The sequence below is a fragment of the Anabaena sp. 90 genome (assembly GCF_000312705.1).
GTDB classification, from domain to species: Bacteria; Cyanobacteriota; Cyanobacteriia; order Cyanobacteriales; family Nostocaceae; genus Dolichospermum; species Dolichospermum lemmermannii.
This window is the reverse complement of sequence record NC_019427.1, coordinates 748,238-772,294: the sequence shown is the minus strand read 5'-3', so window position 1 is coordinate 772,294 and position 24,057 is coordinate 748,238. Positions and strand designations below refer to the sequence as shown.

Sequence of the window (24,057 nt, the reverse complement as noted above, 5' to 3'; positions counted from 1 at the left end):
AGGATTAATTTAACATTTTTTGGGTGATGGCGATAACTTAGTAAAACGCAGGGGTTTAGCAGTGCTAAACCCCTACATATCTGGGTTTTTGGTAATCTTGTAAAAGTTCAAATCTCAACCGTTAAGAGTAGAGTATCATCCAAAATCCAAAATCCAAAATCTAAAATTCACTCATCCTTGCCAGGGTGAAGGGATAGGTGTAGTGGAAATCACTTTTTCTGCCATCAGTCTCACGGCAGTTTTCCCACAACTTGGGCATTCTACCTCTAAATACTGTGAAGTTGATACGTCTACCTCAGATAATATCCCCTGTTTGCAGTGCCAACACTCACAAATTACCCTGCATACTGGTTCGTTGCAGTCAAGGATCTTGACGTGCTGAAAATTTTGGGATTCGCTGTCTGGTTTCCTGGGCTTAGGGAATTTTTTGATTTCTTGAACTTCCATCATTTCACCGTCTAACTGCAACTATGTTTAGAGCTTACTTGATCTTTCCTATCTTACAACTATGTACGAATTGTCAGTTGTTAGTTGTTAGTAGGGGCGAAGCATTTGGAAGATAAATTATCGGTCATTGCCAAAAATAGTTCTCCAAATGCTTCGCCCGTACAGTTGTTAGCATTTGGAAGATAAATTATCGGTCATTGCCAAAAATAGTTCTCCAAATGCTTCGCCCGTACAGTTGTCAGTTGTCAGTTGTCATTGGGAAAATTCTTTCTCCCCCCCAACTTCCCCAACTTCCCCAACTTCCCCAACTTCCCCAACTTCCCCAACTTCCCCTGTTCCCTATTTAATTGCTAATGCGGGTTCTTTAACAGATTGTTGCAACAGTTGGGTATATAGTTCATCTAACTGAGCAGCTACACCATGCCAGCTAAATTTATTAATAACACGCTTTTTAGCAGCTTTTCCTAATTCTTGCTGCCATGCAGGATTGCCCAGAATCCGATCAATAGCGTGGTTAAAAGCTGGGACATTTTGCGGCGGTACTAATAAACCAGTTTCTTCATTGACAACGGTAAATTGTAATCCACCGACATCACTAGCGACTACAGGTGTACCGCAGGCCATAGCCTCGATAGCTACTAATCCAAAGGGTTCATAGTGGCTAGGAACAACACAAATATCCGCAGCGGCGTAATAAGCTGGCAATATCTCCCGACTCAAACAACCGGGAAAAGAGGTACATTCATTCATCCCTAATTCGTTGACAATGCCGGTGAGGCGATCGCGTTCTTTTTCATCACTATTTCCCGGTGTGCAACCACCACCAATAATCAACTGCAATTGTTTTGATTCATAAAACTTAGATTCTCTCATTGCCCTGACTAAAGTTTCTATGCCTTTCCGGGGGTCAAATCTACCTACATATAACACCACTTTAGCTTCTGGAGCAATTCCTAAAGTAGCCCTGGCAGCTTGTCTTTCCACTGAACCAAACTGCTGAATATCTGTCCCACAGGGAATAATATCAATTTTGCCTTTTTTGGAAACAAGCGATCGCATATGTTCCAGTTCTTGGGGACTGGTGGCCACAATTCTTTCCGCTGTTTCCAATACTTGTTTTTCAACTATTAAACGTTGACTAGCCACCAAAGGAATATTTTCTATGGTGTTATATTTAATCACCCCTAAAGAATGGTAGGTATGAACCTGTTTAGTTCCTTGTCTTTTCTTTAGTTCCATCCCTACCCAGCTAGATAACCAATAATTAGTATGCACTAAATCATAATTAATCCCAGCTTCTTTTTGAAATTCTATTAACTGAAAGACGAAATCTGGCAAATATTGAAAACCCTGATCTCTTGGCACAAATTCCACCGGACCTGCGGTTAACCGAATAGTCCGACAATTAGGGTGATGTTGCACTATCCTTTCTTGATCAGCACTGACCCTCCGGCTAAACATATCTACCTGCCATCCTAGCTGTGCCAGGGCTTCACCCACTTGGCGGACATAAACATTTTGTCCTCCTGCCTCTTCTCTGCCTATTTCAATTGCTGGATCGCCATGAACTGAAATTAAAGCAATGTGTTTTTTAGTGGTAGCTTTCATAAATTTGTTGTGTTCCTGATTTTAACAATATGGGAGTGAATTTTCAACTTGCGCTTATTAAACTTAAATCTGTGTTTTTCTGGGGAACTTTGCATAATTAATATTTATTATATTTTAACTATTACCAAAATATTGGTTAATTTTCCCCACTTTCTATATTTATGTTTAATACCTTCGATAGATATTTTTCTCTATCTTTTTATAGCGACAAACGAATATTATCTATCATGATATATGAGTTAATTCATGATAAAACCTATCTGAAGTAGCAAAGCCACATCCTAAGTTAGATATTTACAATTCATTATTTACAAGGTTCAAGCAATCAAAATTATTTCCATGAAAGTAAATACATCAAAATTAAATTGCCGAAAATATCACCTTAATTAGCATCATTTTCAAAAGCACTGATTTAATCAAGACAAGTGTATTGGCTTATACTATTCCTACATTGTCAGAATTTTTGTTAATTTAGATACAGTTTTCCTAAAAAATCACAAATTTTGTGTAAGTAGGTAAACACAATAAAACCAATCTGTGTAAAGAAAAGTAAAATCGCCCAAACCCTCTTCACTCTTGCCTCTTGCCTCTTGCCTCTTGCCTAGTGCCATAACGACAATTTTTAATGCTAACCTACTTAATTGCACCGTCAAACCTCAAAAATTGCCAAAACAAACAGTGCAGATAACCTGATGTGGCTACCTGCACTGCTTGTTGATTGGATTTGAAAGAAATTTCTAACCGCTGAAACTGATATCGAAGCAGCTTCAAGAATTACTCTCAAAGCACATTGATTGAATAGACAATCTAGTTGGTAGTTTGTGCTTCCAACATCTGTCTGAGCTTTTCTAAATCCGCTGCCCAACGGGGATCTGGACGAAAAGCTTCGTTATCAACGTTACCAACAGTCTCACGCGCACCACCACCACCACCACGGCGAGGTTTTTTAGTTCTCTCCCGACGGTTGCCTTCTTTGTTGCTGCTAGGAGCGGGGGAACTACTACCTTGGATGACTGGTTTAGGGACCTGTTGTTGTGGTTGTTCGTCTCCTTCCTCACCTTTAGTCCGTGGTAAAGCTTTTTCTAGCTTAATGGGTGTATCTTTGAACATTTGACCATTATATTTTTCAATAATTTGATCGGCTTGTTCGTCATTGTTCACCGTTAAAAACCCAAAACCACGGCATTTGCCTGTTTTACGGTCTTTAATTAGTTTAGTGGTGACAGCATCGCCTTCTTCTGCAAATACAGCTTGCAAATCTTGACGATCAATTTCTTCCTTGGGCAAATTTCCTATATATAGGCGAATGGACATGGAACATACCTCCAAATTGGGATTAAACAGGGCAAGATAAAAACAATCAATTGGCTTTGGTTTTTGAATAGATACTATGGACTAAAAACTGCCACAAACCAATTTCTGTAATCCGATAGTGTAGCGTGGCGTAAGTCATGCTATCAACTTATAGAATACAGTTTTTTATTGGGATCAAGCTTATTTGCCACGAAAGCACTTATGCACTCGTGGGCTAATATCACTTTAATTTTCGGAATTGTTAATTTAATAGCCAACTATCCACCACAGTAAATTCATTCTTCTTAATTCTTGCCCGCAGAACAAAATACCATTGCTTAACATTATCATGGTATTTCCTACGTAGCTAGTTCCGCAGAAACTTTTCCGCCAATAGCCAATAGTATGAGCTTATCGTAACATAAAACACATTTTTAAAGCAAGAGGCAAAACAGGCAGGGAGCAGGGGGAATATTTCTTCCCACTGACAACTGTACGGGCGAAGCATTTAGAGAACTATTTTTGGCAATGACTGATAATTTATCTTCCAAATGCTTCGCCCCTACTGACAACTGTACGGGCGAAGCATTTGGAGAACTATTTTTGGCAATGACTGATAATTTATCTTCCAAATGCTTCGCCCCTACTGACAACTGTACGGGCGAAGCATTTGGAGAACTATTTTTGGCAATGACCGATAATTTATCTTCCAAATGCTTCGCCCCTACTGACAACTGTACGGGCGAAGCATTTGGAGAACTATTTTTGGCAATGACTGATAATTTATCTTCCAAATGCTTCGCCCCTACTGACAACTGTACGGGCGAAGCATTTGGAGAACTATTTTTGGCAATGACCGATAATTTATCTTCCAAATGCTTCGCCCCTACTGACAACTGTACGGGCGAAGCATTTGGAGAACTATTTTTGGCAATGACCGATAATTTATCTTCCAAATGCTTCGCCCCTACTGACAACTGTACGGGCGAAGCATTTGGAGAACTATTTTTGGCAATGACCGATAATTTATCTTCCAAATGCTTCGCCCCTACTGACAACTGTACGGGCGAAGCATTTGGAGAACTATTTTTGGCAATGACTGATAATTTATCTTCCAAATGCTTCGCCCCTACTGACAACTGACTAATATCTAAGAACCTGTGAGCATAATATAAGCACCCCAGGCTTGGGCAACAACTGCGATGACAGTGGAGCAGATAGGATGAGGGCTATTAATTTTTTTGCCACCTTTAGTTTCTAAAGTTTGGATATCAATCCAAGGAGTTGCCCCCCGTCGTAACCAACCTGTAACAGTGATTTGTCTGCCAATCAAGTCTTGAGGATTGAATGACTTTCCTAACCAGGGAATATGATGTAATTTAATTAAACCTTGGCTAGATTGCAGGATTAGGTCTTGTGCTAAACAATTGCCAATACCAGGGCGGCCTAATAGCTTACCAGTAAACCGAACTCTAATGCTATCAATTGGTAAAATAGCGGGATTTGCTAAGAGGTTGGTAAAGTTTTCATCTTTTTGAACATTGACAGGTGTAATATCGGGAAATAAAGCATTTATCCGCATAACTGTGCCAATGCTAAAGCCAATCAACATACAACCGCCGACAAAAGACCAATTATCATAGATCCACTTGAGGTTTAACAAGTGTAAGGTGTATGCTGTTTGCCAAATTAACCAAGTTAGACAGGCAAATACAACACCGAGGGGGATTCCCAACCAAGGGGCAATTTGTAAATAGAAGGATTGGGGCCTGATGAGAATGGGTTGTGATGGCTTTGTTTGATATAATTCGGTGTCTAAATGCCAATGACGGGCTATTTGACAAAGGCGTTCGATGCGATCGCCTATTGTTGGATGACAACTATTAATTGTAAACCATTGCCGATAGGGATGAAAATTTTCCCACTTTAAAAATGATTCAAAAGGTAGATGACCGGCGGTGCTACCTAAAATTATGCTGTGTTGGTATGCAACTGGCGAGAGGAGATTCAGGCTTTCTAACTGCCAACAGGTTTGTTCTTTGAGGCTGATATCATGGGCTACACCAATGGATATTTTCAGTAAAGCGCGAATTAGTCCATTAGGATTACCGGTGATTTCTGCGGCCAGGCGATCGCTATGGTAAAGCCGCAATTGGCAATTAAGTAAGGCTGTACCCGTGAACAGACACCAAATTGCATAGTTGATGGCTGCTAAAACTGTACCTGGCCAACGCCAAATTTTACTGTCATGTTGATTTCCCCAAACTGACACTTGCTGATATATTCCATAAAATGGCATGGCCACGAGTAAAACTAGGGACATGACCGCAAAATCCCAACGCCCAATTTGTCCTAAAGATAAAGCATAGATGGCAGCTATTTCGTCATCTGCCAGTTGTTCTAATAAACCTTGACTAACAGTTATTCTCGCTGTGCGGGGGAGGTTGCCATAACTGATAATCATCGGGGCGGAAATTGGTAAGATTCTCAGTTGAGGGGTTGACCCGTGCCGCTGTTGGCAAGCGCGTTGTAATACTCTGGGTGTTTCCCGGCTGTAGGAGTTTAATTTCTCTTTGGTTAACTCTTCTTGACCGGAAAATCTTGTTAGTACCCAGTCGAGCAACCAAGGAGACGATGCCATGAAGATGATCAACAATCCCAACATCAAGGAACTAGGATCGCTATATAAAATCTGGATGGGTTCTAAGTAGGGCAGTTGATAGAGAATTTGATTGATTAAACCCAATACTAATTTAAGCACTTCTCGACAAGTCCAGAACAATGCCATGAATGTTCCCAGAGCAAGTAGTCGAGAGGGAATGATGTTAGGCTTGCCTAGGGGTTGCCACACTTTAGCGCGTCTAGCATTGCGCCAATAAACGCTAATCGGTTTGATAGTGTTGTTACCATCATTACCAGTATAAGCTGTTTGTAGCTGTGGTTGGGCAGGATTTAAACTAGAAACAAGTCCATTACTGGTTTTATGGGATTTTTTCTTCTGGTTTTTGCGTTTATGCAGGTGTTCAAGAGCAAGTGTTGCCCACTCTTGAACTTGGGGATTACTATTAGCAATCAGATTTTGACACAGAGCGATCGCCTTAGAGACTTCACCCGTGCGGGCATAGGACATCACTAACCCAACTTGCGCCTGTAAACAAATCCTTTCTTGACTTTGATCTTTGGCTAGTGGTTGAAGGTTAGCGATCGCTGTGTAGTAATTCCCCTGCTTGAGAGCAGCTAAACCAGCCTCTAAACATGATTCAGCGTGGGAAGGCATACAAACTTTGGTACTCCAATCTGTTCTAGGTGACAAATAGCACGCTTATTGAGATACCCTGATCATTGGTGATTGGTGATTGGTCATTGGGTAACTTTGGGTAACTTCTTTCTTCCTCCTGACCACTGACCACTGACCACTGTACGGGCGAAGCATTTGGAGAACTATTTTTGGCAATGACCGATAATTTATCTTCCAAATGCTTCGCCCCTACGGACAACGGACAACGGACAACTGACCACTGACCACTGACCACTGTACGGGCGAAGCATTTGGAGAACTATTTTTGGCAATGACCGATAATTTATCTTCCAAATGCTTCGCCCCTACTGACAACGGACAACGGACAACGGACAACTGACCACTGACCACTGACCACTGCGTCTAACTTTCTGCTGATTGTTGATGGGAAAAGACGGGAGCGATGGCACTTAATTTCAACTCTGGATGATCACCCTCCAACTGTTGACAATTCCATTCATTGCGGAATAACAATACTGGTCGTCCCATGCTATCTTTAACAGTAGTGGTATTGAATAAACGTCCCACCTGCTTTAAAGCTTCCCAACCACCTTCAACCCAACGGGCGACACTATAAGGTAATAAATCGAGAATAGTTTCCACACCATACTCATTTTCTAAGCGGAACTGGACTACTTCAAACTGCAATTGACCAACCGCTGCTAAAATTGGCTCCCGCTTGGCTTCATCGGTGGAGTACATAATTTGGACAGCACCTTCTTCTCGCAATTCGGAAACGCCTTTTTGAAACTGCTTAAATTTCGATGGGTTGGGGTTTCTCAACGTGGCAAAAAGTTCAGGTGAGAAATAAGGAATTCCCTCATATTCTAATTTTTGTCCTGTGTAAATTGTATCACCAATTGCGAAAACACCTGGATTATTTAAACCAATCACGTCCCCTGGATAAGCGACATCAATAGATTCTCTTTCCTGGGCAAATAGTTTTTGCGGACGTGATAGACGGACAATTTTGCCCGTTCGAGCGTGATTTACTGTCATATCTTTTTCAAACTTGCCTGTGCAAACCCGGACGAAAGCCACCCTATCTCGATGTTTTGGGTCCATGTTGGCTTGCAGTTTGAAAATAAATCCGGTAAATTCTGGATAGGTAGGAGGAATATCGCCGACAGTGCTGCTATGTGTACCTGGTTTGAGGGCAAAGTCCAGGAAGTTCTTGAGGAATAATTCCACCCCAAAGTTAGTCATGGCACTACCAAAAAATACTGGGGTCATTTTGCCGGCGTGTACTAAGTCTAAATCTAGTTCTGGACAAACTCCTTCTAAGAGTTCTAACTCGTCTTTAAGTTGGTGGTATAGTTCTTTTTCTAGTAATTCTTCAAGTCGCTGATCACCTATATTGAGGATAGTTTCCTTTGCTTCTTTACTACCATGAGAACTGCGCTCAAATAAATGAATTTGCTGCTGTTGGCGGTCAAATACGCCTTTAAAGCGATCGCCCATGCCAATAGGCCAATTCACTGCATAAGTCTGTAATCCCAATTCTTTCTCAATTTCATCTAACAAATCTATGGGTTCTCTGCCCGGACGGTCGAGTTTATTCACAAAGGTAAAAATTGGGATACCCCGCATTTTACAGACTTCAAAGAGTTTCCGAGTTTGGGGTTCTAAACCTTTAGCCGCGTCTATTAGCATCACCGCATTATCGGCTGCTGCCAAAGTCCGATAGGTGTCCTCACTAAAATCTTGGTGTCCAGGAGTGTCGAGTAAATTAATTTGACAGTGACGATAGGCAAATTGTAATACCGTAGAAGTTACGGAAATTCCCCGTTGTTGTTCCATTGCCATCCAGTCAGAAGTGACTTTGCGCTGGTCTCTGCGGGCTTTTACTGCTCCAGCTTCGTGAATAGCACCCCCGTATAATAATAGTTTTTCTGTCAGTGTGGTTTTACCAGCATCAGGGTGAGAAATAATCGCAAAGTTGCGACGCTGTTCCACCGCTTGACCTAATTCTGCTTGCAGTTCAATGGACATATCTGTAATTTCTTTGTAACTTCACTAAATGTAATCTTTTTCAGGACGGGGGAACAAATTTATAAATTCTCTAGCAGCTTTCAGTAAAACCCTTTGAATATAACGCTCTGGGATTAAAATTAGGATCTGATTCAAGTGCATACTGCTATATTAATTCTTACCGTTAATTCAATCTTAATCTGGTTTATGTCAGACGACGCTATCAGAAATTTATGGGTGAGATAGTTGACAAATGCCGGACTTTCCTCTATTATAAGAGTATAGTGGAAATCTGTGCGCCCATATATATAGGGGTTGAATTTTTCCGAAAGTATTAATTTCTAAATTCACCGAACATCGGCAAAAACCTTGTGAATATGAACTGCTCCATGATAGAAATGTTGATAAATAACCATTTCATGCAGCAGTGATCTAAAATAGAGTTTCACAAACAATGTCTTGAGATTTTTAACAAATCTACAACTGCAAATTTTGTGTAACCAAAAGAACAAATTTATTCTAGCTATTGCAATTCCATGAAAGCAGAAGTGATTGAATTAATAACAACGGTTTTCCATGTTTTACAAGTTAATCTGCGGTGGATGACTTGGAATTTATTTTTGGCTTTTATTCCTTTAGCTTTGAGTGTTTGGCTATTTCGCCGTCAGCGCAGTGGTTCATGGGTTTGGTGGCTAGGATTTTTGAGTTTCTATGCTTTTTTACCAAATGCGCCTTATTTATTAACTGATGTCATTCATTTGATAGATGATATCCGGCGAGTTCAGTCAATATGGATGATTACATTAGTCTTAATTCCTGTGTATTTTGTCGTCATTTTTGGCGGATTTGAAGCTTATGTTATATCTTTAATAAATTTGGGTTACTATTTACATCGAACGGGTAAAAGTCAATGGATTTTTCCTGTTGAGTTAATCACTCACGCTCTTTCTGCTGTGGGTATTTATTGGGGACGATTTTTGAGATTTAACAGTTGGGATTTTATTACTCAACCAGATGCCATAATCACAAAAGGTGTAGAAGAAATTCTTGGTAAACAACCCTTGATAATTATTACTCTCACTTTTATAATCCTTTGGGGTTTGTATTGGTTTATGAAACGAATTACTTTGGGTTTTCTGAATAAGGGTGTTAATTCACAAATAAAATAAATGATCATCATATTCACAATATTAACTAATGACATTAAATTAAAATCAAATATCCCCGACTTTTCAAAGAAGTCGGGGATCTATTTTTTGAATATTTAAGATTAATCGTATAATTTAGGATTTAGAATAGGAAAGCAAATATAAACAGCTATAAAAAGTGAAATTGGTTAAACAGCGATTAGATACATTATTAGTAGATTTGGGATTATGTCCCTCCCGTCAGCAAGCACAACGGCTAATTCAAGCTGGAGAAGTGACTGTAAATCAACATAAGGTTGATAAAGTCGGGACTGAAGTTGATATTACCGCAGAAATTCAAGTTAAAGAACGTCCTCCTTTTGTTTCTCGTGGTGGTGAAAAACTGGCTAAGGCTTTAAAATTTTTTGAGATTTCTGTAACTGACAGGATTTGTTTAGACGGGGGAATTTCTACTGGTGGCTTTACTGATTGTTTATTACAAGCCGGTGCAAAACAAGTTTATGGTGTAGATGTTGGTTATGGACAAGTTGACTGGAAAATCAGAAATGATCAACGGGTAATTTTAAAAGAACGGACGAATTTACGTCAACTACAACCAGAGGAATTGTATGCTGAAAATGCCATATTTCCTAATTTGATAGTTGTGGATGTTTCCTTTATTTCTTTAACCAAAATTTTGCCGGCGGTATGGCAATTAACACAAGCTCCCAGAGAGGCTGTATTGCTGGTAAAACCACAATTTGAGGTTGGCAAGTCTCGGATAGGTAAAAAAGGCGTTGTCCGCGATTCTGATGACCAAGGAGATGCAATTTTTAATGTGATGAAAGGGGCGTTAGAATTAGGATGGAAATATAAAGGTTTAACTTGGTCGCCAATCACAGGACCTGCGGGAAATATTGAATATCTTTTATGGTTGGGAATGGACAGCGAAATTATCCCTCCAACTTTAGCAGCAATTCAAGAAATTACTAAACAAGTCATGCAGGAGTTTGGGAAAAAATGATGATTAATCAAGGTTATACTCAACACGGCTTAATAATTTGATTTTGTGGGTAGGGGTTTAGCAGTGCTAAACCCCTACAAATCTAGGTTTTTCGTAATTTTGTAAAAGTCCATGTCTCAACCGTGTTTAGTATAAAAGTGATTTTTTAGCAGCTTGACAGATAAATGTGTTTGATGGTATAAACAGTAAGGATTCGTTATACCAGATTTTGTTTATGCTTGATAAGGTTGTTGACGCATTAATTGGGGAAACAGTACATGAAGTCTTAGATAAATTAAAGTATAGCGAAATACGATTACGATTGTTAAATAAATTTGGTTTAAAATCAGATACACCACCAAATGATTTTGAGGGAGTTTATGTTTATACTTTAATTGAGTATGGTGTAGGTAAACAAAAAGTTATTTTACAGTTATTTAAAGAAAAAGAAATTAAAAAAGAATTTCAGCAAGCATTTAGTCAAAATAGAAGTTTTAATATTCAAACATTAGATAATTTTATTCAAAGTTCTGATATTGGCAATAAAATCAAAGATCAAAATATTGATTATCGCCGAGAATTGACTGAATTTGCCCGGTTATTTGTGGAAATTGCCAAACGAGCTAGAACAGCAACGGAAATTTTACAAGACCATAAATTAGAGAGTTTACAAAATAGTTTAAATCCTTTACCAGAAATTCAAAAACAAATTACCCAATTAGCACAAAGTCAACAGCAATTATTATCACCTGGGGAAATTCCCAGAGAAACAGAATTAGCTAAACAATTAAAAAAATGGTTTGAAACACTGGGTTATAAATTTGAAAATTACGAAGTCTTAGAAAAAGAATATTTTGAATGGATTATTAATATTCCCCATCCACTAGGAGGATATTACCGCATTTTAATTCACGGAGTAGAAGCAGAAGCAGGAATTAATGATATTAATGCAGTTAAAACAATCGTAGAAACTCAAAAAGTTGATCAAGGTTGGATTGTTGCACCGCGTCGAGTTAGTAAAGCAGCTAGAGAGACAGTTGAAAAATCAGAAAAAAAACAGATTTTTTGTTATACCTTTGATGAATTAATCGAAAAAAAAGCTGATTTTAATGGTTATTTTAATTGGTTAGAAACAGAAGTTAAAAGCCGAGGAATTGATAAATATTATGTTCCCTTGGCTTGTACTAAAGAAGAAATTGATTTAGTAACTAAACGTCATATTGGCGTTAGTCATTATGGTAAAGAAGACGATTGGATTGAGGGTTATATTAATCAATGGTTAGATGACCCAGTTAAAGAACATTTATCGGTTTTAGGGGAATTTGGTACAGGTAAAACTTGGTTTGCTTTCCATTATGCTTGGTTGGCTTTGAAAAAATATTTAGAAGCAAAAGAGAAAGGTACTCAAAGACCGCGTATTCCTTTAGTGATTCCTTTAAGAGATTATGCTAAGGCGGTGAGTGTTGAATCTCTATTTTCTGAGTTCTTTTTTCGTAAACATCAAATTGGTTTACCTGGATATTCTGCCTTTGAACAACTTAACGGCATGGGGAAATTATTATTAATTTTTGATGGCTTTGACGAAATGGCCGCACGGGTAGACCGTCAAGCAATGATTAATAATTTCTGGGAATTAGCAAAAGTTGTGGGAACAGAAGGAACAAAAGCAATTTTAACCTGTCGGACTGAACATTTCCCCGAAGCATTAGAAGGACGCAGCCTGTTAAATGCAGAATTACAAGCATCTACTTCTAATCTCACAGGAGAACCACCCCAATTTGAAGTTTTAGAATTAGAAAAATTTGATGATCAACAGATCAAACAGGTACTTAATTTTAAAGCCACACCAGAAACCGTTGATAGTATCATTAATAATGAACAATTATTAGATTTGGCACGTCGTCCGGTAATGATTGATTTGATTATGGAAGCATTACCGGATATTGAAGCTGGTAAACCTGTGGATATTTCCCGTGTTTATCTCTATGCAGTGCGTCAGAAAATGGCACGGGATATTAAAGCTGACCGCACTTTTACCTCAATGGCAGATAAATTATATTTCTTGTGTGAATTATCCTGGGAAATGCTGTCGAATGACAAAATGAGTTTAAATTATAAAGAATTTCCTGATTTAATTCGTAGTTATTTTGGTGAAACGGTACAGGAACAAAAAGATTTAGATCATTGGCATTATGATATGATGGGGCAAACCATGTTAATTAGAAATGCTGATGGTGATTATTATCCTGCCCATCGTTCATTATTAGAATTTTTTGTGTCCTATAAATTGGGACGAGAATTAGGCATTTTAGCAGCAGATTTTCAGGAAGTTGTGGAGGTTCTTCCCTACGACCAAGGAAAAATAGATTTAAGTCAAACTTTTGGGAAAACTCTCTTAGCCAAAGCCGTCTTAGATTTAATGTTTCCCATGTTGTCAACAACAGCAAATCAACGTTTATTAGCAGAGGTCAAAGCCACCAAAGGTAAAACTGAAACAATTGCAGGTTACTGTGGTAGTAATGCGGTACAGTTGTTATTAAAAGGGAGTCGGTTTGCTTTAGAAAAACAGGATTTGAGTGAGACAGTTATACCTGGTGTAAATTTTGGTTTGGCTAGTTTGTATAATGTCAACCTGACGGGAGCAAATTTAACAGATGCTTTTTTTGCTAAGGCATTAGGATCAGTTTATTCTGTTGCTTTTAGTCCAGATGGGAAATACCTTGCTACAGGAGATAGTGATGATAGAGTTCAAATTTGGAATGCTTTAACAGGACGGGAATTATTGACATTGGTAGGTCATAGCAGTGGGGTTTACTCAGTAGCCTGGAGTGGAGATGGTCTTACCTTGGCTAGTGGTAGTCGTGATAATACGGTAAAACTGTGGGATATGCAGACTGGGGACTGTGTGCGAACCCTAGAGGGTCATAGCAATTGGGTTAACTCAGTAGCCTGGAGTCGAGATGGTCAGACCTTGGCTAGTGGTAGTGGTGATAATACGGTGAAACTGTGGGATATGCAGACTGGGGACTGTGTGCGAACCCTAGAGGGTCATAGCAATTGGGTTTTGTCAGTAGCCTGGAGTCGAGATGGTCAGACCTTGGCTAGTGGTAGTCTTGATAATACGGTAAAACTGTGGGATGTCCAGTCTGGGGACTGTGTGCGAACCCTAGAGGGTCATAGCAATTGGGTTAACTCAGTAGCCTGGAGTCGAGATGGTCTGATCTTGGCTAGTGGTAGTAATAATAATACGGTGAAACTGTGGGATGTCCAGTCTGGGGACTGTGTGCGGACTTTACAGGGTCATAGCCATTTGGTTTTGTCATTAGCCTGGAGTGGAGATGGTCTGACCTTGGCTAGTGGTAGTAAAGATAAAACGGTAAAACTGTGGGATGTCCAGTCTGGGGACTGTGTGCGAACCCTAGAGGGTCATAGCCATTGGGTTATGTCATTAGCCTGGAGTGGAGATGGTCAGACATTGGCTAGTGGTAGTAATGATAAAACGGTAAAACTGTGGGATGTCCAGTCTGGGGACTGTGTGCGGACTTTACAGGGTCATAGCCATTTGGTTTTGTCATTAGCCTGGAGTGGAGATGGTCAGACCTTGGCTAGTGGTAGTTTGGATGATAATACGATGAAACTGTGGAATGTGCAGACTGGGGACTGTGTGCGAACCCTAGAGGGTCATAGCCATTTTGTTAGGTCAGTAGCCTGGAGTGGAGATGGTCTGACCTTGGCTAGTGGTAGTGATGATAAAACCGTGAAACTGTGGAATGTGCATACTGGGGACTGTGTGCGAACCCTAGAAGGTCATAGCGATTGGGTTAACTCAGTAGCCTGGAGTGGAGATGGTCTGACCTTGGCTAGTGGTAGTAAAGATAAAACCGTGAAACTGTGGAATGTGCATACTGGGGACTGTGTGCGAACCCTAGAAGGTCATAGCGATTGGGTTAACTCAGTAGCCTGGAGTGGAGATGGTCTGACCTTGGCTAGTGGTAGTAAAGATAAAACGGTAAAACTGTGGGATATGCAGACTGGGGACTGTGGGCGAACCCTAGAGGGTCATAGCGATTGGGTTCGCTCAGTAGCCTGGAGTGGAGATGGTCTGACCTTGGCTAGTGGTAGTAATAATAATACGGTGAAACTGTGGGATGTCCAGTCTGGGGACTGTGGGCGAACCCTAGAGGGTCATAGCGATTGGGTTAACTCAGTAGCCTGGAGTGGAGATGGTCTGACCTTGGCTAGTGGTAGTAATGATAATACGGTGAAACTGTGGAATGTCCAGTCTGGGGACTGTGTGCGAACCCTAGAGGGTCATAGCCATTTTGTTAGGTCAGTAGCCTGGAGTGGAGATGGTCTGACCTTGGCTAGTGGTAGTTATGATGAAACGGTGAAACTGTGGAATGTGCAGACTGGGGACTGTATCGCTACCTTTGACCATAGGTTATATGCAGGGTTGAAGATTCAGGGGGTGAAGGGGTTAAGCCGGGCGGAAATATTAACTTTGAAGGCGTTGGGGGCTGTGGAGTAGGGGGTTTTATATTTTTTGATCATAAATTGGGTAGGGGTAAAGCACAATGCTAAACCCTGATCTAAATTAAAGATAATTAAAGATCGTAAATCAAACATTCCAACGCATCTGGATACATTTCGCAGTAGTCTTCTAGGGCTGTTTTGCGGTGTTTTGCTTGTTTTTGATGGGCTTTTTCTGCTTGCAATTCTTCGACAATATCCCATGCTACTGCACAATTGGCGGAATTATTGCCATTTTCTGTACAGGTTGTCCGCGCTTCTGTAATCGCTTCAAGAATTGCTTCTTCAATGGGTTTTTTACCATTGATAACTTCGTTTAGGGAGACCATGATCATGTTACCTTTTTTGAGGGAGATAAAGGTTAATTAGGAATTTCAAGGATTGCTAATGAAGAGAATTACTCATAGTTGGTAAACTCTTTTTCAGAGTAACAATTCAAATAATTATTTTTAGTTAATTTATATACTTTTTGATTCTATGATGGGATAACCATGACATGATACGTCAGGAGTCAGAAGTTAGGAGTTAGAAAGAAGGAAGGGTTTAGCAATGCTTTACCCCTACAATCTTGTGTAATTTCAAAATTCACCAAAAGTACTGCCTAATTCTTGCTGTAAGCGATACAAAATAGTATTTTTATCAACTTGTGACAAAATTTCCTGAATGACGGTGTTAGCACCCAATTGTCCCCAAGTACAGCCTTTTTCTAGATATAACTGGGCGGCTTTACCGACTGTATAAGCACCATAACCGGCAATTCCACCTTGGGCTAATGCACTCCCGAAAAAAGTAGTAATATTAAAGGGATTATCACCACTAGCTATGGCTGCGGCACTTTTACCTAAACCTAATATAAAACTACTGCCAATTTCACTTAATAATAAACCACCAGAACTAAATAAAATTGTTTTTAATAATTCACTAGCTTCATAGCTAGTCATGGGTAAACCATACAATTTAGCTAATGCCCGAATTAAGGCTAAATCGGTAATTAAACCACCTATTATATCTAAGAAAGCAATGGGATTTAAGCCAATGGCTAGGGCTTTATATTGGCTAAACCTCCAAATTATATCTTCTGCTTCTTTTTCGCGGATATGAACGGTTTTTTGGGCGATATTTTCTTCGGATTCTCTAGCTTGAATTAGTGCATTTAAAGCTAAAAGAGATCGTCCTTCTCGATTTAATATATTTAAGATTGTTTGCTTTAATTCATCTACTTGCGGTGGCGGTGTTTCCCATTCAGAAGTAACGCTTCCATCTGCATATTCTACTCTCACTTCCATTGGTGCAGGTTCAGCCGATATCATCACAATTTCATCAGGTAATAATGGCTGATTTTGGATATTTCCTGCCCCTAATTGTTGCAGATTTTTATAAATTGCATTTTTATCTGTATCGGGATATAAATCAATTTTATTAAATACCAAAATTAAAGGTTTTTGTGCTTGACGTAATTCTAATAATCCTTGATATTCAGTTCTCGTAATATCCCCAGAAACCACAAACAAGATTAAATCAGCTTGACGCGCTACGTCTCGTGCCATTTGCGCCCGTGAATCGCCTTCAATTTCATCTAAACCGGGAGTATCAATTAATTCGACTAATACCTTATCTCCTGGTTTCCAAGGTACAGAACGCGGCCATTGAGTGACACCATTTAGGGGTCCGGTTTGCAGAATTTTTTCTCCCAATAAAGAATTTAATACTGCTGATTTTCCCCGACTGACTAAACCAAAAGCGGCAATTCTGATAACATTGGCATCTAATTTATTGAGTGTGGCATTTAAGGTTTCTATTTCTGGTTTTAGCAAACTTGCTAACTCTGGATTTGCTGCCATTTGTCCCGATTTACGGAGATATCCATACCAAGATAATGCTTGTCTGAGACTAGCACGGGCGCGATTTAAATGAGTTTCTTGTAGGTTACGATTCATAGGATTTTTGATTGTGGATTTTCAGATCCCCGACTTCTTAAAGAAGTCGGGGATCTAATTAATGCCGATAATTTGCGGTTCGGGTATTGGTTGTCCGTCTTCTAAATAAGATGAAATCAGCATTTCTAAAACTTCTTGGGCATTTTTCAAAGCCTCTTCATAAGTGTCTCCATGAGTACAAGGTTGCATAATATCTGTAAAATCTGGTAATGAGACTACATAACATTTATCTTCATTTGACCATTGAATAACAATTGTATATTTCAGTTCTCTAATTTTTTTGGGCATATCTAATATAATATCATTGTCCTAAATATGCTTCTAAAACTTTGGTATTATTTTGGATTTCTGTAGGGCTACCAACGGCTAGATTTTGTCCTTCAGCTAATACCCAAACTCGATCACATAAGGACATAATTACGTCCATGTTATGTTCAATAATCAAAAATGTCATACCGTCGTGACGATTCCACGCTAGAATGCGATCGCATATGTCATCAATTAATCTGGGATTTACGCCAGCAGCAGGTTCATCTAGCAATATTAACTTAGGATTAGTCATCAATGCCCGACCGATTTCTAAAAGTTTCCGCTGTCCCCCAGATAAACCACCGGCATAATCAGCGGCTTTTTTTTCTAAACCTACTGACTCTAATAAAAACATTGCCCGTTCTTTTAGTTGCTTTTCTTCCTTAGCAACAATGTGGGGTTGAAATTGTACTTGCCAAAAGTTCTCCCCGGTTTGTTTTTGCGCTCCCAAAAGCATATTTTCTAATACTGATAACTTCGATAAAACCCGGGCAACTTGAAAGGTTCTCACTAATCCCTGTTGGGCAATTTGGTATGGTTGTAATTGATGAATGGGTTCACCATCAAAAATCACTCTACCCTTATCGGGACGAATAAAATTAGAGAGTAAATTAAATAAAGTGGTTTTACCAGCCCCATTTGGACCAATTAACCCAGTAATGCTACCTTTGATTACTTCAATATTAGCTTCCTGAACTGCTTTAATGCCGCCAAAATTTTTAGAAAGTCCAGTTGCAGCTAAAAGAGGTAGTTGGGGTGATGCGATATTATTTACCATTATAATTTTCTTCTCAACTTCATTTTTAGGTTTTTTGTTGGTTTTTAATTATTGTTATGAAATAAAAATTGTCGGAGTTCATCAAATTTTATCCCTGGAAAACCTCAGCCACAGTTAACTTTAAATCACTAAATAGAGGCGAACAAATCATATCATCTCCCCTATAAACCTGCTCCTCATAAAAACCCTCCACCCATTCTAAAACCGTCACTTTTTGCCCAATTGGATCAACAATCCAATACTCAGTAATTCCCCGCGCTGCATACTCAGAACGCTTATAACGATAATCACGATTTTCCTGATTTGGACTCACTACCTCAACCACCAACAGAGGCGGCGGCATATCCATTAAAATCAGCGAGCGTGTAGCCCCCTGCATCACCTGAGCTAATTCTTCAGAAAACACCACCAAATCAGGAACACGCACCCCCACTTGGCGACTATTCACAGCAATTTCTGTTTTCATACTCAAGCGGTAATAGGGAATACCCAATTTAGAAAAATAGATTAATAAAAATGTAGCTATTCGCCGATTTAGCTCACTTTCTAAAGGCATAGGAATTAATTCTCCATTATCTAATTCATATAAATTATCCGTCCCATCGTCAAACTGAAGAAATTCTTCCAAAGTCATCTTGTTAGCAGTTGCAACTATCATGGCTATTCCTCCCATAAACGGCTTGTATCAACTATTTTAACATCACAAATGCCCAATTATTTACCAAGAGTCAGTTCCTCCTTTTTCCCTAAAATCCCTTGAGGTCGCCAAATCATCAATACCATTAAAAGTAACCCAATAAACATGATCCGAAACGCACCAATCCGTTCTACATCTAGGGGAACAATTTTGGGTAAAAATTCTCTAGTGAGGGCATCATAGGTAAAGAAAATGACTGCACCTAAAATAGTTCCCAGATTGTTGCCAGAACCACCTAAAATTACCATAATCCAGGCATCAAAGGTAAGTTGGGGTTGGAAGTTATCGGGGTAAATTGCGCCTAGTTGCCAAGCAAAAAATGCTCCAGCAATGCCCGCAATTGCCCCACCTAACATTAATGATTGTAGTTTATAGGAGAAAACGTTTTTGCCTAAGGCTTTGGGAATTTCTTCATCTTCACGAATAGATTTTAGCACTCTTCCCCAAGGCGATCGCACTAAAATTTCTAACCGCCAAAAGACAAAAGCTAAAATTAACAATATGAACAACATTAACCCGGCTTTGGGATTATAATTATAGAGTCCAATCACACCAGAAATATAAATTGCAACAGCTAATAACCCTAAAGCAATTCCGACTATTAACCGAGAGGTAAATTCTTGTTTAAGACTACTATTTCTAACTATACTATTACTTGCAGAAATTTGAGCAGTCCGTACCCAACGCCATAGGGAAAATAATGTAATTCCTGCTAATAAAGTTAATACTCCAATCATTACCAAACGGAAAAATAAATTGGGAGTTGTTGATAAAGGGATAACATAACTTTGCACACCGAAAGATCCCGATATCCACGTATTACCTACAGGTAAATCCTGATTATTGACTATTAATCGAATTAATTCACCTGTACCAATGGTGACAATTGAAAGATAATCTTCGCGTAACCGCAAAGTTGCAAAGCCAATTACTAAACCTAGCATTGCGGCAACAATTGCCCCAATTCCCGCCGATAGCAGTAATGGTACGCCCTTGAGACTTAATAAAACCGTCGTATACGCACCCAAAGTCATAAAAGCAATATGACCAAAGTTAATTAAACCGGTAAAACCCCATTGGAGATTGAGTCCTAGTCCGAACAGGGCGAAGGTGGCGGTAGAAATAGCGAGAAAAATCAGGTATTCGATCATAAGCTGTCACGCATTTAAATTACTGGTTGGGAACAGGGAACAGAGAAGAGTTTGATGGCTTATTTTCTAACTTCACTAAATCAAATTTAGATGCGTTATAGCTTAATTTAGTTAGTTGTCAGTAATAATTATTTATTTGCTGCCCTGCTTCTTAGTGCCATAAATTGTAGTGTATTTTGAATCTTTTTTAGTGGACTTCAAAAGTTTAGAACCCACGTGCTATGAACGGGTGTATAATTTTGTCCTTATTGAATTAGCGGAAAAGTTACAATTCCATTACCTGCCAGAATTACGACAGTTGGACGAGGAGGGGATTTTCTTCCGCTTTAGATAATTATTTGATAGGTGTATAGAAATTAGGGGAGAAATAGTTAGGTTTCTGCGTGTTGTGCCAATGCCGGATGTTTAGGTAACGGGACACTTTAATTTGAGGTAAACATCAGATTGTTGCCAAGGGTCAGGTTGATAAAAGAAATTAGGTTTTAGCTCAATATTTTCATAAGTGCGATGAAAAACTGGAGTTGCAGACCCAGACATCGGAGGCACAATCCAAGACCAGTCTGCATAAGCACATCTTTTATTTAATTTTTCTTTATTTTCAAACTGGATAAAATGACGACTTTCTGTATGATGATCAACGATAGTTACGCCAGCTTTTTGAAATGAGTAAAGAACAGCGACATTTAATTCTACTAAAGCACGATCTCGCCATAATGTGTAGCTAGATCGAGGATTCAAACCTAATTTTTGTGCGACGATAAATAACAAGTTATAACGAGATTCATCTCCAAAATTACGAGATCCAATTTCAGTTCCCATATACCAACCATTAAAGGGAGCAGATGTATATTTAAGTCCACCAATATCTAACATCATATTGCTAATTAATGGTACTGCGTGCCACCTCAAACCCAATTCAGCAAACCAAGGATATTCAGGATGTTGAATTGATACTTCAAGAACTACATCAGGAGGTAACTCGAATAAATGAGGTTGCTGGTTAGGCATTTGAATGACAATTGGTAAAATATCAAAAGGAGTGCCTTTACTTCCTTTCCATCCCATTTGATGAACAATTTTTGTGAACTCTACATATTTTGGATCACCAATAATAGAACCATCAGATTGTTTATAACCTGCATAGCGAATAAGTTGTTCATTCCAGATTCGGATTCCTGGTTGATTGGGTTCTTGCGGTGCAAAAACAGTGATCAAAGGTTTAATTCGACCTTCATTAGTAGCCAACCTTAAATGTTCTACTAAAGCATCAAATATTTCATCTGGTTTATTTAAACTGCGGTAATCACTAACTGCCAATAAATCCCAATAGTTACGACCTATACATCTAGTGCTATTACGCCATGCCAATTTAGCACCATAAGCTAACTCATCATAAGTTTGCCAATATGTTCCTGTTGCTTTTATTTCATTTTTTATATCTGTGAATCTTTGAGTTTCAGATAAATATAACTGACATTCTTTTTGTAATAAAAATAAGAACTCTTGAACTTCACAAATTATTTGATCTGTTTGGTTACTTTTAGTTTTTGATGGATGGGATTTTAAGTTGATTTTTGGGAATTTAATATTTATTTTTTTAATTAAAGATAGCAAGTATTTTACTGTGTCTTTTTTGAAGCCTATCAACAAAAATAATATCTTATTTAGCATTTTATTAATCCTTAATCTTAGAGGATGTTTGAAAAGTATCAGAATTAATCGAGATCCCCCCAACCCCCCTTACAAAGGGGGGCTAAATTCCTCAAAGTCCCCCTTTTTAAGGGGGATTTAGGGGGATCTGCGGGTGTCAGATCCCACACGAGAAAGTTTTCAAACATCCTCTTAGATAAAAGTCGGGGGACTATTACAAAACAGCGGACACAGTGCTAATACGGTTAGATATTAGCACTGTGTTAGAGAATGAGTTAAGTGATTAAAGCTTTTAAGATTCACGTAGTTCACGTAGTGAAGAGTTGAACTGAAGCACAAAATTCCGAACTTCTTAGAGAAATCAGGGATCTGAATAATTACTGATGATATATTATATAGCACATTTTCCCTATGTTTCGGCAGATGATTACAAACTGTATAAGACAAAGCAGGGATCGCCAAAACCATACATTAAACTGGAGTTTGATCAATATATTTGAGAATTCCCTCTTATGGATGCTCAGGCACTTTGGCAACGATACCAAGATTGGTTATATTTACACGAGGGATTAGGACTGTATTTAGATATCAGTCGAATGCGTTTTGATGATGGGTTTGTGGCATCGTTACAACCTAAGTTCGAGAAAGCGTTTGCGGATATGGCAGAATTGGAAAAAGGGGCGATCGCCAATCCCGACGAAAACCGCATGGTAGGACATTACTGGTTGCGGAATCCAGATTTAGCCCCCACCCCCGAACTCACCCAAGAAATAGTTCAAACCTTAGAACAAATCGAAGCATTTGCCGACCAGGTACACACCGGGGCAATTCATCCCCCCAAGGAATGCCGCTTTACAGATATCATTTCCATTGGTATTGGTGGTTCAGCCTTGGGTCCACAATTTGTCACCCAAGCCCTATCCCCCGACCTACCACCCCTACAAATTCACTTTATAGACAATTCCGACCCCACCGGAATTGACCGGGTTCTTGCCCAACTTGGCGATAAACTAGCCACCACTTTGGTATTAGTCATTTCCAAATCTGGAGGCACACCCGAACCTCGCAACGGCATGATTGAGGTTAAACAAGCCTACACAGCCAAAAAATTAGACTTTGCTAAATATGCAGTTGCGATTACCGGACAAGATAGCAACCTGGATCAAGTCGCCAAAGCTGAAAATTGGTTAGCCCGGTTTTCCATGTACGATTGGGTAGGTGGACGTACCTCAGAAATGTCCGCTGTAGGGCTAGTACCTGCGGCATTACAGGGCATTGATATCCGTGCCATGCTGGATGGTGCAAAAGAAATGGATGATGCCACCCGCGTCCCCAATCTCAAAAACAACCCAGCCGCTTTATTAGCCCTTGCTTGGTATTTCTCAGGAAATGGCAAAGGTGAAAAAGATATGGTAGTCCTCCCGTACAAAGACAGCCTGTTGCTATTTAGCCGCTATTTGCAACAACTGATCATGGAATCCTTGGGTAAAGAAAAAGATTTAGATGGGAAGACTGTATTTCAAGGGATTGCAGTTTATGGTAACAAAGGTTCTACCGACCAACACGCCTATGTGCAACAGTTGCGCGAAGGTGTCCCCAATTTCTTTGCTACCTTAATTGAAGTTTTGGAAGATCGTCAAGGAAAATCCGTAGAAGTTGATCCTGGAGTCACTTCCGGTGATTATCTTTGTGGTTTCTTGTTAGGAACTCGTCAAGCATTGTATGAGAATCACCGCGATTCGATTACAGTCACTATTCCTCAAGTTAATGCTCGCACAGTTGGCGCGTTAATTGCATTGTATGAACGGGCTGTGAGTTTATATGCCAGTTTAATAAATGTCAATGCTTATCACCAACCAGGTGTGGAAGCTGGTAAAAAAGCCGCTGCTGTGATTCTGGATTTACAAAACCGAGTCTTAGAAGTGTTAAAAACTCAGAAAAAAGCACTTTCTATTTCTGAACTTGCAGATATGTCCGGCGCTGCTGAGGAAGTGGAAGCAATTTACAAAATTCTCCGTCATTTACACACCAATAATCGGGGTGTGGTGTTAACTGGTGATTTAGCTAAACCTGGAAGTTTAACTGTTTCTCTCGGTTAAAAATTTAGATCCCCTTAATTTAGATCCCCGACTTCTTTAAGAAGTCGGGGATCTTGTTTTGTGGCTATAAATTATCAAAAATATTAAAAGTATCATTAGATAGAGATAAAAAAATAACATATTAGGTAAATATGATAGATACGCTAATAACTTATTTAA

The 24,057-nt window shown here is 39.3% G+C and carries 20 protein-coding genes and 1 pseudogene; 6 read left to right on the top strand and 15 right to left on the bottom strand.

Going from position 1 to position 24,057, the window contains the following annotated elements:
- Positions 1–171 precede the first annotated feature (171 nt).
- The gene (locus tag ANA_RS28435; protein ID WP_015078677.1) at positions 172–447 is read right to left on the bottom strand and encodes a hypothetical protein; all 276 of its coding nucleotides are present in this window, start codon (positions 445–447) and stop codon (positions 172–174) included.
- A gap of 218 nt (positions 448–665) precedes the next feature.
- On the opposite strand from ANA_RS28435, the gene ANA_RS28085 reads away from it, so the two are divergent.
- Positions 666–794, top strand: coding sequence for a hypothetical protein (locus ANA_RS28085; protein WP_256370262.1), 129 nt, complete (start codon positions 666–668; stop codon positions 792–794).
- On the opposite strand, the gene ANA_RS03515 is transcribed toward ANA_RS28085, so the two are convergent.
- The 7 genes from ANA_RS03515 to ANA_RS03490 form a co-directional block, all read right to left on the bottom strand.
- Entirely contained in the window at positions 787–2,055 is a 1,269-nt protein-coding gene (locus tag ANA_RS03515) for a glycosyltransferase family 4 protein (protein ID WP_015078676.1), read from the bottom strand. The two genes, ANA_RS28085 and ANA_RS03515, sit on opposite strands and share 8 nt — an antisense overlap.
- Positions 2,056–2,862: 807 nt before the next feature.
- Positions 2,863–3,369: an RNA recognition motif domain-containing protein gene (locus tag ANA_RS03510; RefSeq protein WP_015078674.1), complete on the bottom strand. Its 507-nt coding sequence runs from the start codon at positions 3,367–3,369 to the stop codon at positions 2,863–2,865.
- A 413-nt stretch (positions 3,370–3,782) separates the two neighbouring features.
- Entirely contained in the window at positions 3,783–4,487 is a 705-nt protein-coding gene (locus ANA_RS03505) for a hypothetical protein (RefSeq protein WP_015078673.1), read from the bottom strand.
- An 11-nt stretch (positions 4,488–4,498) separates the two neighbouring features.
- A complete protein-coding gene (locus tag ANA_RS03500; protein WP_015078672.1) occupies positions 4,499–6,625 on the bottom strand; it encodes a zinc metalloprotease HtpX in 2,127 nt (708 codons plus the stop codon).
- Between the two features lie 25 nt (positions 6,626–6,650).
- Positions 6,651–6,845 carry a hypothetical protein gene (locus ANA_RS25605; RefSeq protein WP_148279021.1) on the bottom strand — a complete coding sequence of 65 codons (195 nt, stop codon included), beginning with the start codon at positions 6,843–6,845 and terminating at the stop codon, positions 6,651–6,653.
- On the bottom strand, positions 6,836–6,982 hold the full coding sequence (locus tag ANA_RS26395) for a hypothetical protein (RefSeq protein ID WP_158310503.1): 147 nt from the start codon (positions 6,980–6,982) through the stop codon (positions 6,836–6,838). Before ANA_RS26395 ends, ANA_RS25605 begins: the two co-directional genes overlap by 10 nt.
- Positions 6,983–7,009: 27 nt before the next feature.
- The gene (locus ANA_RS03490; protein ID WP_015078671.1) at positions 7,010–8,638 is read right to left on the bottom strand and encodes a peptide chain release factor 3; all 1,629 of its coding nucleotides are present in this window, start codon (positions 8,636–8,638) and stop codon (positions 7,010–7,012) included.
- 515 nt (positions 8,639–9,153) lie between these two features.
- Here ANA_RS03490 and ANA_RS03485 point away from each other — a divergent pair.
- The 3 genes from ANA_RS03485 (at position 9,154) to ANA_RS03475 (ending at position 15,275) form a co-directional block, all read left to right on the top strand.
- Positions 9,154–9,786, top strand: a complete 633-nt coding sequence (locus ANA_RS03485; protein ID WP_015078670.1) for a DUF1361 domain-containing protein — start codon at positions 9,154–9,156, stop codon at positions 9,784–9,786.
- 163 nt (positions 9,787–9,949) lie between these two features.
- Positions 9,950–10,768, top strand: coding sequence for a TlyA family RNA methyltransferase (locus ANA_RS03480; protein ID WP_041458218.1), 819 nt, complete (start codon positions 9,950–9,952; stop codon positions 10,766–10,768).
- 214 nt (positions 10,769–10,982) lie between these two features.
- Positions 10,983–15,275, top strand: coding sequence for an NACHT and WD40 repeat domain-containing protein (locus ANA_RS03475; protein WP_051155165.1), 4,293 nt, complete (start codon positions 10,983–10,985; stop codon positions 15,273–15,275).
- 76 nt (positions 15,276–15,351) lie between these two features.
- Here the strand turns inward: ANA_RS03475 and ANA_RS03470 are convergent, their stop codons facing one another.
- The 6 genes from ANA_RS03470 to ANA_RS03445 form a co-directional block, all read right to left on the bottom strand.
- Positions 15,352–15,612 carry a Calvin cycle protein CP12 gene (locus ANA_RS03470; RefSeq protein WP_015078667.1) on the bottom strand — a complete coding sequence of 87 codons (261 nt, stop codon included), beginning with the start codon at positions 15,610–15,612 and terminating at the stop codon, positions 15,352–15,354.
- 243 nt (positions 15,613–15,855) lie between these two features.
- Positions 15,856–17,214 (bottom strand): GTP-binding protein, encoded by a 1,359-nt coding sequence (locus tag ANA_RS03465; RefSeq protein WP_015078666.1) that lies wholly within the window; start codon positions 17,212–17,214, stop codon positions 15,856–15,858.
- A 54-nt stretch (positions 17,215–17,268) separates the two neighbouring features.
- Complete coding sequence (locus ANA_RS03460) at positions 17,269–17,481, bottom strand: type II toxin-antitoxin system HicB family antitoxin (protein WP_041458216.1); 213 nt, start codon at positions 17,479–17,481, stop codon at positions 17,269–17,271.
- A 34-nt stretch (positions 17,482–17,515) separates the two neighbouring features.
- The gene (locus ANA_RS03455; protein ID WP_015078664.1) at positions 17,516–18,301 is read right to left on the bottom strand and encodes an ABC transporter ATP-binding protein; all 786 of its coding nucleotides are present in this window, start codon (positions 18,299–18,301) and stop codon (positions 17,516–17,518) included.
- A gap of 88 nt (positions 18,302–18,389) precedes the next feature.
- Entirely contained in the window at positions 18,390–18,959 is a 570-nt protein-coding gene (locus tag ANA_RS03450; protein ID WP_015078663.1) for a Uma2 family endonuclease, read from the bottom strand.
- A 56-nt stretch (positions 18,960–19,015) separates the two neighbouring features.
- Positions 19,016–20,149, bottom strand: a complete 1,134-nt coding sequence (locus tag ANA_RS03445; protein ID WP_015078662.1) for a branched-chain amino acid ABC transporter permease — start codon at positions 20,147–20,149, stop codon at positions 19,016–19,018.
- 163 nt (positions 20,150–20,312) lie between these two features.
- On the opposite strand from ANA_RS03445, the pseudogene ANA_RS27325 reads away from it, so the two are divergent.
- A pseudogene (locus ANA_RS27325) lies at positions 20,313–20,558 on the top strand (cytotoxic translational repressor of toxin-antitoxin stability system).
- On the opposite strand, the gene ANA_RS03440 reads toward ANA_RS27325, so the two are convergent.
- Entirely contained in the window at positions 20,555–21,820 is a 1,266-nt protein-coding gene (locus ANA_RS03440; protein WP_015078660.1) for a nitric oxide synthase oxygenase, read from the bottom strand. The pseudogene ANA_RS27325 and the gene ANA_RS03440 overlap by 4 nt on opposite strands.
- A 491-nt stretch (positions 21,821–22,311) precedes the next feature.
- Here ANA_RS03440 and ANA_RS03435 point away from each other — a divergent pair, with 491 nt between their 5' ends.
- Positions 22,312–23,898, top strand: a complete 1,587-nt coding sequence (locus ANA_RS03435) for a glucose-6-phosphate isomerase (RefSeq protein WP_015078659.1) — start codon at positions 22,312–22,314, stop codon at positions 23,896–23,898.
- The last annotated feature ends 159 nt before the right edge of the window (positions 23,899–24,057 follow it).